17 protein-coding genes are annotated in these 14,143 nt (G+C 67.4%); 12 read left to right on the top strand and 5 right to left on the bottom strand.

Features of this window, described 5'->3' with window-relative positions:
- Positions 1 to 19: 19 nt before the first annotated feature.
- The 3 genes from moeB to gpmA all read right to left on the bottom strand — a co-directional run bounded on the left by moeB (position 20) and on the right by gpmA (position 3,393).
- On the bottom strand, positions 20 to 772 hold the full coding sequence (gene moeB / locus HWX62_RS15565; RefSeq protein WP_175927888.1) for a molybdopterin-synthase adenylyltransferase MoeB: 753 nt from the start codon (positions 770 to 772) through the stop codon (positions 20 to 22).
- A 104-nt stretch (positions 773 to 876) separates the two neighbouring features.
- Positions 877 to 2,415 (bottom strand): S41 family peptidase, encoded by a 1,539-nt coding sequence (locus HWX62_RS15560; RefSeq protein ID WP_175927887.1) that lies wholly within the window; start codon positions 2,413 to 2,415, stop codon positions 877 to 879.
- A 231-nt stretch (positions 2,416 to 2,646) separates the two neighbouring features.
- Positions 2,647 to 3,393, bottom strand: a complete 747-nt coding sequence (gene gpmA, locus HWX62_RS15555) for a 2,3-diphosphoglycerate-dependent phosphoglycerate mutase (protein ID WP_175927886.1) — start codon at positions 3,391 to 3,393, stop codon at positions 2,647 to 2,649.
- 136 nt (positions 3,394 to 3,529) lie between these two features.
- Between gpmA and HWX62_RS15550 the strand changes: the two genes are divergently transcribed.
- The 5 genes from HWX62_RS15550 (at position 3,530) to HWX62_RS15530 (ending at position 6,449) form a co-directional block, all read left to right on the top strand.
- The gene (locus HWX62_RS15550; protein WP_175927885.1) at positions 3,530 to 3,952 is read left to right on the top strand and encodes a rhodanese-like domain-containing protein; all 423 of its coding nucleotides are present in this window, start codon (positions 3,530 to 3,532) and stop codon (positions 3,950 to 3,952) included.
- Complete coding sequence (gene grxC / locus HWX62_RS15545; protein ID WP_006477722.1) at positions 3,949 to 4,209, top strand: glutaredoxin 3; 261 nt, start codon at positions 3,949 to 3,951, stop codon at positions 4,207 to 4,209. Before HWX62_RS15550 ends, grxC begins: the two co-directional genes overlap by 4 nt.
- Before the next feature lie 107 nt (positions 4,210 to 4,316).
- Positions 4,317 to 4,808 (top strand): protein-export chaperone SecB, encoded by a 492-nt coding sequence (secB, locus tag HWX62_RS15540; RefSeq protein WP_006481561.1) that lies wholly within the window; start codon positions 4,317 to 4,319, stop codon positions 4,806 to 4,808.
- Between the two features lie 25 nt (positions 4,809 to 4,833).
- Positions 4,834 to 5,832, top strand: coding sequence for an NAD(P)H-dependent glycerol-3-phosphate dehydrogenase (locus HWX62_RS15535; RefSeq protein ID WP_175927884.1), 999 nt, complete (start codon positions 4,834 to 4,836; stop codon positions 5,830 to 5,832).
- A 92-nt stretch (positions 5,833 to 5,924) separates the two neighbouring features.
- A complete protein-coding gene (locus tag HWX62_RS15530) occupies positions 5,925 to 6,449 on the top strand; it encodes an O-acetyl-ADP-ribose deacetylase (protein ID WP_175927883.1) in 525 nt (174 codons plus the stop codon).
- A gap of 28 nt (positions 6,450 to 6,477) precedes the next feature.
- Here HWX62_RS15530 and trmL read toward each other — a convergent pair whose 3' ends face one another.
- Both trmL and HWX62_RS15520 read right to left on the bottom strand, forming a co-directional pair.
- Positions 6,478 to 6,948 (bottom strand): tRNA (uridine(34)/cytosine(34)/5-carboxymethylaminomethyluridine(34)-2'-O)-methyltransferase TrmL, encoded by a 471-nt coding sequence (gene trmL, locus HWX62_RS15525; RefSeq protein WP_175927882.1) that lies wholly within the window; start codon positions 6,946 to 6,948, stop codon positions 6,478 to 6,480.
- Positions 6,949 to 7,048: 100 nt separating this feature from the next.
- Positions 7,049 to 7,840, bottom strand: coding sequence for a phosphoribosyltransferase family protein (locus tag HWX62_RS15520; protein WP_175927881.1), 792 nt, complete (start codon positions 7,838 to 7,840; stop codon positions 7,049 to 7,051).
- 81 nt (positions 7,841 to 7,921) lie between these two features.
- Between HWX62_RS15520 and HWX62_RS15515 the strand changes: the two genes are divergently transcribed.
- The 7 genes from HWX62_RS15515 to HWX62_RS15485 all read left to right on the top strand — a co-directional run bounded on the left by HWX62_RS15515 (position 7,922) and on the right by HWX62_RS15485 (position 14,004).
- The gene (locus HWX62_RS15515; protein ID WP_175927880.1) at positions 7,922 to 8,887 is read left to right on the top strand and encodes a methyltransferase domain-containing protein; all 966 of its coding nucleotides are present in this window, start codon (positions 7,922 to 7,924) and stop codon (positions 8,885 to 8,887) included.
- Positions 8,888 to 9,082: 195 nt separating this feature from the next.
- Positions 9,083 to 9,607 (top strand): DUF2244 domain-containing protein, encoded by a 525-nt coding sequence (locus HWX62_RS15510; RefSeq protein WP_175927879.1) that lies wholly within the window; start codon positions 9,083 to 9,085, stop codon positions 9,605 to 9,607.
- Positions 9,608 to 9,663: 56 nt separating this feature from the next.
- Positions 9,664 to 11,256: a cytochrome c oxidase subunit II gene (gene coxB / locus HWX62_RS15505; protein ID WP_175927878.1), complete on the top strand. Its 1,593-nt coding sequence runs from the start codon at positions 9,664 to 9,666 to the stop codon at positions 11,254 to 11,256.
- Between the two features lie 43 nt (positions 11,257 to 11,299).
- Entirely contained in the window at positions 11,300 to 12,907 is a 1,608-nt protein-coding gene (ctaD, locus tag HWX62_RS15500) for a cytochrome c oxidase subunit I (RefSeq protein WP_006477731.1), read from the top strand.
- Between the two features lie 91 nt (positions 12,908 to 12,998).
- On the top strand, positions 12,999 to 13,139 hold the full coding sequence (locus HWX62_RS15495) for a cytochrome oxidase small assembly protein (RefSeq protein ID WP_006486385.1): 141 nt from the start codon (positions 12,999 to 13,001) through the stop codon (positions 13,137 to 13,139).
- A gap of 36 nt (positions 13,140 to 13,175) precedes the next feature.
- Positions 13,176 to 13,787: a cytochrome c oxidase assembly protein gene (locus HWX62_RS15490; RefSeq protein WP_175927877.1), complete on the top strand. Its 612-nt coding sequence runs from the start codon at positions 13,176 to 13,178 to the stop codon at positions 13,785 to 13,787.
- 16 nt (positions 13,788 to 13,803) lie between these two features.
- Positions 13,804 to 14,004, top strand: coding sequence for a DUF2970 domain-containing protein (locus tag HWX62_RS15485; protein WP_006486367.1), 201 nt, complete (start codon positions 13,804 to 13,806; stop codon positions 14,002 to 14,004).
- Positions 14,005 to 14,143: the final 139 nt, after the last annotated feature.

Here is a 14,143-nt window from a genome sequence, read left to right as displayed (position 1 = left end):
CGCGCATGCCCGTCGCGCGTCAGTGCCGGCCCCCGCACACGGGGCAATCGGCCTGGCGCGCGATTTTCATCGTCGTCCATTCCATCCGCAGCGAATCGAGCATCATCAGCCGCCCGTTCAGCGTCTTGCCGATACCGCCGATCACGCGCAGCGCCTCGGCCGCCTGCATCGCGCCGATGATCCCGACGGTCGGCGCGAACACGCCCATCGTCGCGCACGCGACTTCTTCGAACGGTTGGTCTTCCGGGAACACGCATGCATAGCAGGGCGCGGCGGCGTCGCGGAAGTCGAACGTGCTGATCTGGCCGTCGAAACGCAGCGCGGCGCCCGACACGAGCGGCACGCCGTGCGCGACGCACGCGCGGTTGATCGCGTGCCGCGTCGCGAAGTTGTCGGTGCAGTCGAGCACGACGCTCGCGTGCGGCACGTGTGCGTCGAGCCACGCATCGTCGACGCGCGCCGCGACCGCGTTCACCTTCACCTCGGGATTCAGTTGCGCGAGCGTGTCGCGCCCCGATTCGACCTTGCTGCGGCCGACCGATGCCGTCACGTGCAGGATCTGCCGCTGCAGGTTCGTGAGGTCGACCGTATCGGCATCGACGAGGGTGAGCGTGCCGACGCCCGAGGCCGCGAGATACATCGCGGCCGGCGAGCCGAGGCCGCCCGCGCCGACGACGATCGCATGCGCGTCGAGAAAGCGCTGCTGCGCCTCGATGCCGATCTCGTCGACGAGGATGTGGCGGGAATAGCGAAGGAGTTGATCGTCGTTCATGGGGCGTCGTGAGCGAGGCGGGCGGACGTTCGTTATTTTAGGCGCGCATGAAAAACGGGCCATCGCGGTCTTCCCGCGATGGCCCGTCGGATGCCGGCCGGCGCTTACTGCGGTGCCGACGCGGGCTTCGGTGCGGAAGCCGGCTTCGCGGCGCTTGCGCCCTTCGCGGCCTTGGCGGCCGGGCTCTTCGTCGTGCTCTCGGCGAGCAGCGACTTCGATTCCTGGACCGGCTTGCCTTCGAGCTTGTTGAGCGCCTGCTGCATCATGAAGTCGTCGGCGCTGCCGAACTCGATCGGCTTGCGATCGCGATCCTTCTGGCGCTGCTCCGGCGTCTTCTTGTCGTTCTGCTCTTCGAGAACGCGCAGTTGATCCATCCGGCGCTGCTCGCGCTCTTCCTGTTCCTTCTTCTCGTTCGGATCCTGCGTGTTCGCGAGGTGGTTCGTGTAGTCGACCTCGCGCGTCACGAGCACGTCGTCCGGATCGCCGTCCGCGTACTGATCGACCGGCACGTCCGGCGTGATGCCCTTGTTCTGGATCGACCGGCCGCTCGGCGTGTAGTAGTACGCGGTGGTCAGGCGCAGTGCGGTGTCGGCCGTCATCGGGCGGACCGTCTGCACCGACCCCTTGCCGAACGTCGTCTTGCCCATGATCTGCGCGCGCTTCGAATCCTGCAGCGCACCGGCGACGATTTCCGACGCGGACGCCGAATACGCGTTCGTCAGCACGATCATCGGCACGGTCTTGAAGATCGGCGGCAGGTTCTTCAGCGGATCGCCGTCGAAGGACGGCAGGCGATAGTTGTCGTACGTATCGCGGTAGACCTGCTTCGAATCGGGGATCTGGCCGTTGGTCGACACGACGACCGAGTCGGGCGGCAGGAACGCGCCGGCCACGCCGACCGCGCTCTGCAGCAGGCCGCCGCCGTTGTTGCGCAGGTCCAGGATCAGGCCCTTCAGGTTCGGCTGCTGGCGCGCGATGTCCTGCAGCTTCTGCGCGAGATCGGGCGTCGTGCGCTCCTGGAAGCTCGTGATCCGGACATACGCGTAGCCCGGGTCGAGCATCTTCATCTTCACGCTCTGGACCTTGATGATCGCGCGCGTGACCGTGACGGGGAACGTGCGGTCGTCGCTCTTGCGGAAGATCGTCAGCGTGACCTTGGTGCCCGGCTCGCCGCGCATCTGCTTGACGGCCTTGTCGAGCGTCATGCCGCGCACCGGCTTGTCGTTGATGCGCGTGATCAGGTCGCCCGGACGGATGCCGGCGCGGAACGCGGGAGTGTCCTCGATCGGCGAGATCACCTTGACGAGGCCGTCTTCCTGCGAGATCTCGATGCCGAGGCCCGCGAAGCGGCCCTTCGTCTGCTCCTGCAGCTCGTCATAGTCGGTCTTGTCGAGGAACGACGAGTGCGGATCGAGGCTCGACACCATGCCCTTGATCGCGGCCGTCAGCAGCTTCTTGTCGTCGACCGGTTCGACGTACTCGCGCTTGATCTGCCCGAATACTTCCGCGAACAGGCGGAGCTGGTCGAGGGGAAGCGGCGCCGTGGCGGTCTGCTCGGCCGATGCGGAAACCTGCAGCGTGGCGAACACGCCCGTGGCGAGGCCCGCGGCAATCAGGCCGATGTTCTTCAAATTCATTCGCATAGAGAGTCTGGTGCGGTCGGGAAGCGCGTGGCGGTAGCGGGGATGTAGCGGACAAGTATAACTGTTCGTCCGATAACTCAGTGGAACGGCGCGAAAAGCGTCGAAACGGCCGGAGAAGGCCCGGCCGGGCACCGCCGCGCGCGCCGCGGGTTCGAAAGCGGATTCGACCGCGGCGGGGCCGGGAAGGTTCGCGCGGCGTGCGGGCCGGGGCCCGGCACGCCGCGACGGGCGTCAGCCCGCCTTGCCTTGCTTCGCGACGGCGGCCTGCGCCTGCGCGATCGCTTCCTGGTCGCCGAGGTAATAGTGCTTGATCGGCTTCAGGTTCTCGTCCAGTTCATACACGAGCGGCACGCCGTTCGGGATGTTCAGGCCGACGATGTCGCTGTCCGAGATGCCGTCGAGGTACTTGATCAGCGCGCGCAGCGAGTTGCCGTGCGCGGCGATCAGCACTTGCTTGCCGGCGCGCACGGCCGGCGCGATCGACTCGTTCCACAGCGGCAGCACGCGCGCGACGGTGTCCTTCAGGCACTCGGTGAGCGGCAGCTGCTCGCGCGGTACCTTCGCGTAGCGCGGATCGTCGTACGGTGCGCGCTCGTCGGTCGGCTCGAGCGCGGGCGGCGGCGTGTCGTAGCTGCGGCGCCACACGAGCACCTGCTCGTCGCCGAACTTCGCGGCCGTTTCCGCCTTGTTCAGGCCCGACAGCGCGCCGTAGTGGCGCTCGTTCAGGCGCCACGAATGGACGACCGGCAGATACATCAGGTCCATCTTGTCCTGCACGTGCCACAGCGTGCGGATCGCGCGCTTGAGCACCGACGTGTACGCGATGTCGAACGTGTAGCCGGCCTCCTTGAGCAATTCGCCGGCCTGGTAGGCCTCGTTGCGACCCTGTTCGGTCAGGTCGACGTCGACCCAGCCGGTGAAGCGGTTTTCCTTGTTCCACGTCGATTCGCCGTGGCGGATGAGAACGAGTTTGTACATGGATCGTGCGGTCGGTAGTGAGAGGGAAGCGGGGCGCGTCGCACGGGACCCGACCGGGGCCCGCCATCGCGCAAGACGGTTATTTTATAATGGCGGGATTGTCCTCATCCGATTTCTCTTTTTCCGGCGGCATTCCGTGACGTTCTTTACCAATTACACGAACCTGGCCCTTATCGCGATCCTGCTGGTTTCCGGCGGCCTGCTGGCGTGGCCGGCCCTGCGCCGCGGCCGCGGCGGCCTGTCGGCCGCGGAGGCGACGCAGCTCATCAATCGCCGCAACGCGGTCGTGATCGACCTGCGCGCACCGTCCGACTTCGCCGCCGGCCACCTGCCGTCGGCGCGCCAGATCGCCGCGGCCGAGATCGGCGCGAAAATTGCGCAGGTCGCGAAGAACAAGAGCACCCCGGTGCTGCTCGTCTGCCAGAATGGCCAGCAGTCGCAGAAGGCGGCGCGCGAGGTCGAGGCGGCGGGTTACGCCGAGGTGCACGTGCTCGAAGGCGGCGTGGCCGCCTGGCAGCAGGCCGGGATGCCGGTCGTCAAACAAGGAGTGGCGAAGTGAACAAGGTTTTGATGTACAGCACGCAGGTGTGTCCGTATTGCATGCAGGCCGAGCGCCTGCTGAAGCTGCGCGGCGTCGAGCAGATCGAAAAGGTGCTGATCGATCGCGATCCGGCCCGCCGCGAGGAAATGATGACGCGCACGGGGCGCCGCACGGTGCCGCAGATCTATATCGGCGACACGCACGTCGGCGGCTACGACGATCTGTCGAAGCTCGACCGCGAAGGCGGCCTCGTACCGCTTCTGCAAGCGGCCTGATTAGGGCAGAATGGCCGCCGGCCGCGCCGCGGGTCGGGCGCGCAGGATTCATCCGTGGCGGCCGGCGTGGAGCCGAGCCGCCCCGTCACCACTTTTAGGGAAACACCATGTCCGACGTCGAAAACCAACCGTTCTTCAACATCCAGCGCGTCTACCTGAAGGATATGTCGCTCGAGCAGCCGAATTCGCCGGCGATCTTCCTCGAGCAGGACATGCCGTCGGTTGAAGTCGAAGTCGACGTCAAGGCCGATCGCCTCGCGGAAAGCGTGTTCGAAGTCGTCGTGTCGGGTACCGTCACCGCGAAGGTGAAGGACAAGGTCGCGTTCCTGATCGAAGCGAAGCAGGCCGGCATTTTCGACATTCGCAACATTCCGGACGAACAGCTCGACCCGCTCGTCGGCATCGCATGCCCGACGATCCTGTTCCCGTACCTGCGCTCGAACATCGCCGACGCGATCACGCGTGCCGGCTTCCCGCCGATCCACCTGGCCGAAATCAACTTCCAGGCGCTGTACGAGCAGCGTCTCGCGCAGCTTCAGCAGCAGGCTGGTGCGGCAGGCGCACCGAATGGCGCGCCGAACGGCACGACGCTGAACTGACGTTTCGCTCGGACCGGTGCTGGGTATGAAAGTAGCCGTTCTCGGCGCCGGTGCCTGGGGCACCGCGCTCGCAGGCCATCTGGCCGCGCGGCACGATACGCTTCTGTGGGCGCGCGACGCCGCGCTCATCGCCGGGCTGCAGGCCCGGCACGAAAATTCCCGCTATCTGGACGGCATCGCGTTGCCTGACGCGCTGCGCTACGACGCCGGGCTCGGCGCCGCGCTCGCGCATGGCGCCGCGGACGACGCACTGTGCGTGATCGCCGCGCCGGTGGCCGGCCTGCGCACGCTGTGTCGCGCGATGCGCGACGCAGGCTGCGTGCCCGCGCACATCGTCTGGGTCTGCAAGGGCTTCGAGGCCGACACGCACCTGCTGCCGCATCAGGTGATCGCGGCCGAGCTGCCCGAACAGCAGAGCAACGGCGTGCTGTCGGGCCCGAGCTTCGCGCGCGAGGTCGGACAGTCGCTGCCCGTCGCATTGACGGTGGCGAGCGCGTCGGCCGAATGCCGCGAGCGCACGCTCGCCGCGTTCCATCACGGCGCGATGCGGATCTATACGGGCGACGACGTGGTCGGCGTCGAGGTCGGCGGCGCGGTGAAGAACGTGCTGGCGATCGCGACGGGCATTTCCGACGGCCTCGGCCTCGGGCTGAACGCGCGCGCCGCGCTGATCACGCGCGGTCTCGCCGAAATGTCGCGGCTCGGCGTGGCGCTCGGCGGCCGCGCGGAAACCTTCACGGGCCTCACGGGCCTCGGCGACCTGATCCTCACCGCGACGGGCGACCTGTCGCGCAACCGCACGGTCGGCCTGCAACTGGCGGCCGGCCGCACGCTGAACGACATCCTCGGCGCGCTCGGCCACGTGGCCGAAGGCGTGCGCTGCGCGCAGGCCGTGCTGGCGCTCGCGCGCGCGCAGTCGATCGAAATGCCGATCACGGAAGCCGTGTGCGGCGTGCTGTTCGACGGCATCGCGCCGCGCGACGCCGTCAGCGGCCTGCTGCGCCGCGACGCGCGCGCCGAGTAGCGCGGGCCGCGATCGCCCGGCACGGTTGCGCCGGGCGCGCGGCGCCAAAGCGGGCTACGCTTGAACAATCTCCGGCGTTCCGCGAGGTTGTCATGCTGCAGATCCATTCCACCACGCTCGATGCGCAGGTCGTCGACATCACGACGCTCGATGTCGATGCGATCGTCAACGCCGCGAACGGCTCGCTGCTCGGCGGGGGCGGCGTCGACGGCGCGATTCACCGCGCGGCCGGCCCCGGCCTGCTAGCCGAGTGCCGCACGCTCGGCGGCTGCGACACCGGCGACGCGAAGCTCACGCGCGGCCACCGGTTGCCGGCGCGCTACGTGATCCACGCGGTCGGGCCGGTCTGGTACGGCGGCGCGCGCGGCGAGGCCGAGCTGCTTGCGTCGTGCTACCGGCGCGCGATCGAGCTGGCCGAGGAAGTGGCCGCGACGTCGATCGCGTTTCCGGCGATCAGCTGCGGCGTCTATCGGTATCCGGCCGAAGCCGCCGTCGACATCGCGGTCGGCACCGTCGCCGAGATGCTGCCGCAGGCGCCGAATCTCACGCGCGTGGTGTTCGCGTGTTTTTCCCCCGACATCCACGACCTGTACCGCGCACGGCTCGCGCGAATCTGACGCGCGCCGCGGCCGCGCCCGGCGCGCGTCAGGCGCCGCCTTCGAAGCCGGCCTGGCGCCACGCCTCGAACACGACCACCGCGACCGTGTTCGACAGGTTCAGGCTGCGGTTGTCCGGCCGCATCGGCAGGCGCACGCGCTGTTCGTTCGGGAAGCGTTCGAGGAGCTCGGCGGGCAGGCCGCGCGTTTCCGAGCCGAACACGAACCAGTCGCCGGGCAGGAACGCACGATCGTGGAAGCGGCCCGAGCCGCGTGTCGTGAACGCGAACATCCGCGCGGGATCGGGCGTTTCGGCGGCGACGAACGCGTCCCAGTCGCGGTGCACGCGCATCTGCGCATATTCGTGATAGTCGAGGCCGGCGCGGCGCATCCGCGCGTCGTCGAGCGGAAAGCCGAGCGGCTCGATCAGGTGCAGGTGCGCGCCGGTGTTCGCGCACAGGCGGATCACGTTGCCGGTGTTCGGCGGAATTTCGGGAGCGACGAGGACGACGTTGAACATGTTTCGGTTTGGCTGGGCCGGCCGGGCCGCGCAATGCGCGGGTGCCCCCGGCCGACCGGTTCGTGACGGCCGCATTTGAACGGCCGGCCTCTCTATCTAATTAATCCCTGGCGGTGCGCAGCGCAACCAGATTCGTCACGCGCACGGCGCCCGCCGCCTTCAGCGCGTGCGCGGCGGCCGCAAGGGTCGCGCCGGACGTCATCACGTCGTCGACGAGCGCGATGTGGCGGCCGGCGACGTCGCCGGCCACCGCGAATGCGGCCATGACGTTGTCGCGCCGCGCGTGCCGGTCGAGCCGCGACTGCGGCGCGGTGTCGGCGACGCGTGCGAGCAACGCCGCGTCCGCTGGCACGCCGAGCCGGCGCGCGAGCGGACGCGCGATCGCCCACGCCTGGTTGTAGCCGCGCGCGACGAGCCGCCGGCGCGACAGCGGCACCGGCGCGACGAGGTCGAAGCCGCTCGCGCCGCGCGTATCGTCGACCAGCCGTGCGAGCCGCGCCGCGAATTCGCCGCCGAGCGCGAGCCGCGCGTGAAACTTCAGGCCGCGCGCGAGCCCGTCGAGCGGTGCGCGGTAATCGGCGAGCGCGAGCGTCGCGTCGAACGGCGGCGGCGCGGTGCGGCACGCGTCGCACCGGTACGCGGCCGCGCGGCTGCCGCGGCTGCCGCGGGGGAATCGTCCCTGCCCGACGCCGAGCGGCAGCGCGCAGACGTCGCAGCGCAGCCGTGCTTCATTCCAGTACACGGCATCGCAGGCGCCGCACATCACGGCGTGTGACAAATTGCCGCACAACGCGCAGCGATTCGGCAGCGTGACCGCGGCAACGCGCACGGCCAGCGTTCGAACCTGCGACAAAACGACGCGCATCGTGCGCTCGGCGGAACCGCGGACCATCGCAACACTCCTGGCACGCCGCCTCAATGAAGCTTGCGAGGCGAGCGAGTATACTTCGGGCTCTTCGCCAGTGTGCCCGACATGTCCCCAGCTTCGACTCCAACCGGCCGTCCGGCCAATGACGCCAGGCGCCTGCGGCGGATCTTCGACCGCCGTGCCGCCACGTTCGATGCGGTTGCGTTCCTGCCGCGCGAGATCGCGCAGCGGATGAACGAGCGCCTCGAATACATCAAGGTGAGCCCCGCGGCCGTGCTCGATGCGGGCTGCGGCCCGGGCGACGACCTGCCGGCGCTGCGCGCGCGCTTTCCGGAGGCGCCGGTGTTCGGCGTGGACCTGTCCGGCGCGATGCTCGCGCGGGCCGGCCGGCGCGAGGTCGAGCAGACCAACTGGCGCCGCTGGCTGCCGGCGTCGCTCGGCCGGGCGCTGGGCCAGCGCGGCCCGCGCGTCGCGCAGGCCGATTTCGCCGCGCTGCCGTTCCCGGGCGGCGCGTTCGACCTGATCTGGTCGAATCTCGCGCTCCACTGGCATTCGCGTCCCGACACGGTGCTGCCCGAATGGCAGCGCGTGCTGCGCGTGAACGGCCTGCTGATGTTCAGCACGCTCGGCCCCGACACGCTGCGCGAGCTGCGCGCGGCCTGCGCGGACGCCGAAGCGGCGCTCGGCATCGCACCGCCCGCCGCGCGCGTGATCGATTTCGTCGACATGCACGACCTCGGCGACATGCTCGTCGAGAGCGGCTTCGAGATTCCCGTGATGGACCAGGAAGTGCTGACCGTCACCTACAGATCCCCCGATTCCCTGCTGGCCGACGTGCGCCGCTGGGGCGCCTATCCGTTCGGGCGCCCGGCGCCGCAGCACGCGGCGCGGCGCTTTCGCGCGGCGCTCGGCGACGCGCTGGACGCGCGCCGGCGCGACGACGGCACGATCCCGCTCACCTTCGAGGTGATCTACGGCCACGCATGGAAGGCCGTGCCGCGCACGACCGCGGAAGGGCACGGGATCGTGCGCATCGAGGACATCGGCAAGGGGCGCCCGAAGAATCGGTAAAGCGGTAAAGAGGGGTTTTGTTATGTCTGAAATTAGCGGTGCAAAGCGGGGTCGAATTGGCGGCAAAAACGGCCGGAAAGCTTGTCGCGCTTGGCTTGGCGGGCGATAGGCGCTTGCTTGTGGATGCCATTGAACCCGCCTATAATGCGTCAGCTTGTCGTCCCGGGGTCCCCGCAATACGGGGCGACGAGTCCGATGCAGGCATGCATCGCATGCCATTCGCGTGAGGCGGCGATGGAAGCAGCGAGGGTTTTGGCGGAGACGGCGGACAGCGAACCGGTCCTCGAAGACTGGCTGATGAAACGCAACTGTTCGGTGTCGCCACGCCAGTTCGTGCTGTTCTACGCGTCGCTCGCGGGCTTCTCGCTGGTGATCGCGGCGTTGCTGATGTGGAGAGGGGCCTGGCTCGTCATGCCCTTCACCGGAATCGAGTTGCTGGCGGTGGGTGTCGCATTCGCGATCCATGCTCGCCATGCGGTCGACTACGAGCGCATCAGGCTGTTTCCGCACCGGCTCGTGATCGAGCGAATGGATGCGGAGCGGCTCACGCAGATCGAATTCAACCCGCGCTGGGTGCGGGTCGAGCCGGGTGCGACGCCACGCGATCCGATTCGGCTGGTATCGCGCGGGCAGACCGTCGTGATCGGGCAGCATCTCGCGCAGTACAAGCGTGCGCAGTTCGCCGACGAACTGCGCGTGTCGCTCAGGCGCTGCGGCTGACGAGGCGCAGTCATCGGCCGGAACGCGCCGGTGGCTTGCGACGGGGGAGGGTTTGAATGGAAATTTTGGGTAAGGATGCTATGAAAACAATCAAGCGAGCCCTCACGGGCGTGCTGGCATGCAGCGGATTGCTCTTTGCCGGTGCGGCCCTGGCGGTCGGTGATAGCCCGGGCGGCCCCCGTGTCAACGAGATCAACTTTCAGCCGCCTGTCACGAAGATCGCCGAGGAGCTCTACGATCTCCACACGATGATGCTGATCCTGTGTACGGTGATCTTCGTCGGCGTGTTCGGCGTGATGTTCTATTCGATCTTCGCGCACCGCAAATCCAAGGGCCACAAGGCCGCCAATTTCCATGAAAGCACGACCGTCGAGATCATCTGGACGATCGTGCCGTTCGTCATCGTCGTGCTGATGGCGCTGCCGGCGACGAAGGCCGTCGTCGCGATGAAGGACACGACGAACGCCGATCTCACGATCAAGGTCACCGGCTACCAGTGGAAGTGGGGCTACGACTACGTGAAGGGCCCGGGCGAGGGCATCGGCTTCCTGTCGACGCTGACCACCCCGCGCGACGAAGTGATGGGCAAGAAGCCGATCACCGACACCTATCTGCAGGAAGTCGACAACCCGCTCGTCGTGCCGGTCAACAAGAAGATCCGCATCATCACGACCGCGAACGACGTCGTCCACTCGTGGTACGTGCCCGCGTTCGGCGTGAAGCAGGACGCGATTCCCGGCTTCGTGCGCGACACGTGGTTCAAGGCCGACAAGGTCGGCACGTTCCGCGGCTTCTGTACCGAACTGTGCGGCAAGGAGCACGCGTACATGCCGGTCGTGGTCGAAGTGCTGTCGGAAGACGACTACGCGAAGTGGGTCACCGCGCAGAAGGCCAAGCTGGCCAGCGCGTCGGTCGATCCGAACAAGGTCTACACGATGGCCGAACTCGTCGCGCACGGCGAGGAAGTCTACAAGGCGAACTGCGCGGCCTGCCACCAGGTGAACGGCAAGGGCCTCGGCGCGTTCCCGGCGATGGACGGCAGCCCGATCGTGAACGGCCCGATCGCCGCGCACGTCGAGCGCGTGCTGCACGGCAAGGGCGCGATGCCGTCGTGGGCGTCGCTGTCGGACCTCGACATCGCTTCGGTCGTCACGTACGAACGCAATTCGTGGGGCAACCACAAGAACGACCTGCTGCAGCCGAAGCAAGTGGCCGACGCGCGCAACGGCAAGATGCCGGAAGACGCGGCGGGCGCGGCAGCGGCCCCGGCGGAAGCGGCTTCGGCGCCGGCGCAAGCCGCGTCGGGCGCCGAGCAGCCGGCGGCAGCGGCATCGGCCGCGTTGTCGACGATCTACTTCGAGACGGGCAAGAGCGTGCTGCCGGCCGACGCGAAGGCGGCGATTGCCGCCGCGGTCGACTATGCGAAGGCGCATCCGGACGCGAAGCTCGCGCTGTCGGGCTTCACCGACAAGACGGGCTCGGCCGACGCGAACGCCGAACTGGCGAAACATCGGGCGCAGGCCGTGCGCGATGCGCTGAAGGCAGCAGGCGTGGCGGAAGACCACATTATTCTCAAAAAGCCGGAAACGATCACGGGCGGGGCTGACGCGAAGGAAGCCCGGCGTGTCGAGATCGGCCCGGCGGCTTGACGTGTCGCTGAGTTAGTCGACGTATTCGCATTAGGAGATTCTCATGTCTAGCATCGGGCACGACGTAGCCGCGGACCACGCGCACGACGACCACGCGCACGAAGCCCCGCACGGCTGGCGTCGCTGGCTGTTCGCCACCAACCACAAGGACATCGGTACGCTGTACCTGCTGTTCTCGTTCATCATGTTCCTGTCGGGCGGCGTGATGGCGCTCGGCATCCGCGCCGAGCTGTTCGAGCCGGGCCTGCAGATCATGCGTCCGGAGTTCTTCAACGAACTCACGACGATGCACGGCCTGATCATGGTGTTCGGCGCGATCATGCCGGCGTTCGTCGGCTTCGCGAACTGGATGATTCCGCTGCAGATCGGCGCATCCGACATGGCGTTCGCGCGGATGAACAACTTCAGCTTCTGGCTGCTGCCGGTCGCGGCCGTGCTGCTGGTCGGTTCGTTCTTCGCGCCGGGCGGCGCGACGGCTGCCGGCTGGACGCTGTACGCACCGCTGTCGACGCAGATGGGCCCGGGCATGGACTTCGCGATCTTCGCGGTCCACATCATGGGCGCATCGTCGATCATGGGCGGCATCAACATCGTCGTGACGATCCTGAACATGCGCGCACCGGGCATGACGCTGATGAAGATGCCGATGTTCGCGTGGACGTGGCTGATCACCGCGTACCTGCTGATCGCCGTGATGCCGGTCCTGGCAGGCGCGATCACGATGGTGCTGTTCGACCGCCACTTCGGCACGTCGTTCTTCAACGCGGCCGGCGGCGGCGACCCGGTGATGTACCAGCACATCTTCTGGTTCTTCGGCCACCCCGAGGTGTACATCATGATTCTGCCGGCGTTCGGGATCGTGTCGCAGGTGATCCCGGCGTTCGCGCGCAAGACGCTGTTCGGCTATAGCTCGATGGTGTACGCGACGGCATCGATCGCGATCCTGTCGTTCATGGTCTGGGCGCACCACATGTTCGCGACGGGCATGCCGGTCACCGGCCAGCTGTTCTTCATGTACGCGACGATGCTGATCGCGGTGCCGACAGGCGTGAAGGTGTTCAACTGGCTCGCGACGATGTGGCGCGGCTCGATGACGTTCGAAACCCCGATGCTGTTCGCGATCGGCTTCCTGTTCGTGTTCACGTTCGGCGGCCTGACGGGCCTGATGCTCGCGATGGCGCCGCTCGACATCCAGTATCACGGCACCTACTTCGTGGTCGCGCACTTCCACTACGTGCTGGTGGCCGGTTCGCTGTTCGCGCTGTTCTCGGGCTGGTACTACTGGGCGCCGAAGTGGACGGGCTGGATGTACAACGAGACGCGCGGCAAGATCCACTTCTGGGCGTCGATGATCTTCTTCAACCTGACGTTCTTCCCGATGCACTTCGTCGGTCTCGCGGGCATGCCGCGCCGCTATGCGGACTACCCGGCGCAGTTCACGGACTTCAACCAGGTGGCGACGATCGGCGCATTCGGCTTCGGCCTCGCGCAGGTGTACTTCCTGTTCGCGGTCGCGCTGCCGGCCTACCGTGGCGGCGGCGAGCTGGAAAAGGCGTCGGACAAGCCGTGGGATGGCGCGACGGGCCTCGAGTGGACGGTGCCGAGCCCGGCTCCTTTCCATACGTTCGAGCAACCGCCGCACGTCGAATAAGTTTCATCGAGCGCTCCGCCGCTGCCTGCCGCGCAGGCAGGCGCGGCGGGCGCCGAATCGATGGATCAGTGAAGTTTCAACGAAGTTTCAGATGACCCGGAATCCACAAGAAAGACGAACGCCCGAGCAGATCCGCGCGGGCAACAAGCGGCTCGGCCTCACCCTGCTCGTCATCGCCGCCGTTTTTTTTGTGGGTGTCGTGATCAAGCAGTGGTGGCTGTCCACCCACTGATGCAGTAACTGACGCAGTAGCGAGGGAAGTCGTCGTATGTCGAAGCCGGAAGAGGGCGCCGTGGATCGCGCGTTCAATCGTTCGATGCTGGTGAAGCTCTTCGTCGTGGCCGGGCTGATGTTCGGTTTCGGCTTCGCGCTGATCCCGATGTATCGGGCGATCTGCCAGATCACCGGCATCAACAACCTGGTGCAGCGCGATGTCAGCGCGCGCGAGGTGAAGAACTCGCAGGTCGACTATAGCCGCACGGTGTCGGTCGAGTTCGACGCGAACGCACGCGGGCCGCTCGGGTTCAAGCCGGAGCACAACAGCCTCGACGTGCACCCGGGCGAACTGACGACGATCGTGTACGACGTGACGAACGGGCAGGGCCGGCCGGTCGTCGCGCAGGCGATTCCGAGCTACGCGCCGAAGCAGGCGACGGAGTTCTTCAAGAAGATCGAGTGCTTTTGCTTCACGCAGCAGACGCTGACCGCGAACGAGTCGCGCAAGATGCCGGTGGTGTTCGTGATCGACCCGAAATTGCCGAAGGACGTGAAGACGATCACGCTGTCGTACACGTTCTTCGAGCTGAATACCCCGGCCACGCCGGCACCGGCGCAGCGCAGTACGGCGGCGGCGCAGGGTGCGGCGAAGCCGGACGCATGACGACGGAGGCGGGGCGATGACGGAGGTCAAGCGTAGCGGAACGTTCGGCCAGGCGCTGAAAGCGGTGCTGTGGTCGTTTTTCGGGGTGCGCAAGCGGCGCGACCTGGAGGCCGACGCGACGCAGCTCAATCCGCTGCACGTGCTGATCGTCGCGTTGATCGCGGCCGGCGTGTTCATCGGCGTGCTGATCCTGATCGTGCGTGCCGTCGTGGGTTGAGCGCGTGCGGCGCGCGGCCAGCGGCCCGCGGCCACGAAAGAATGCAGTGCGCGGCGCCACGGCGCGGCGTGCAGGAAAGAGCGGTGGCGGTCTCGCCGCGCAAGAAATAAAGCCGGAGCGGTTTCCGGTACACAAATTG

It is taken from the genome of Burkholderia sp. BCC0506 (assembly GCF_902833145.1).
Lineage (GTDB): Bacteria > Pseudomonadota > Gammaproteobacteria > Burkholderiales > Burkholderiaceae > Burkholderia.
The sequence above is the reverse complement of the archived record's forward strand: the minus strand, read 5'-3'. Positions and strand labels throughout refer to the sequence as shown.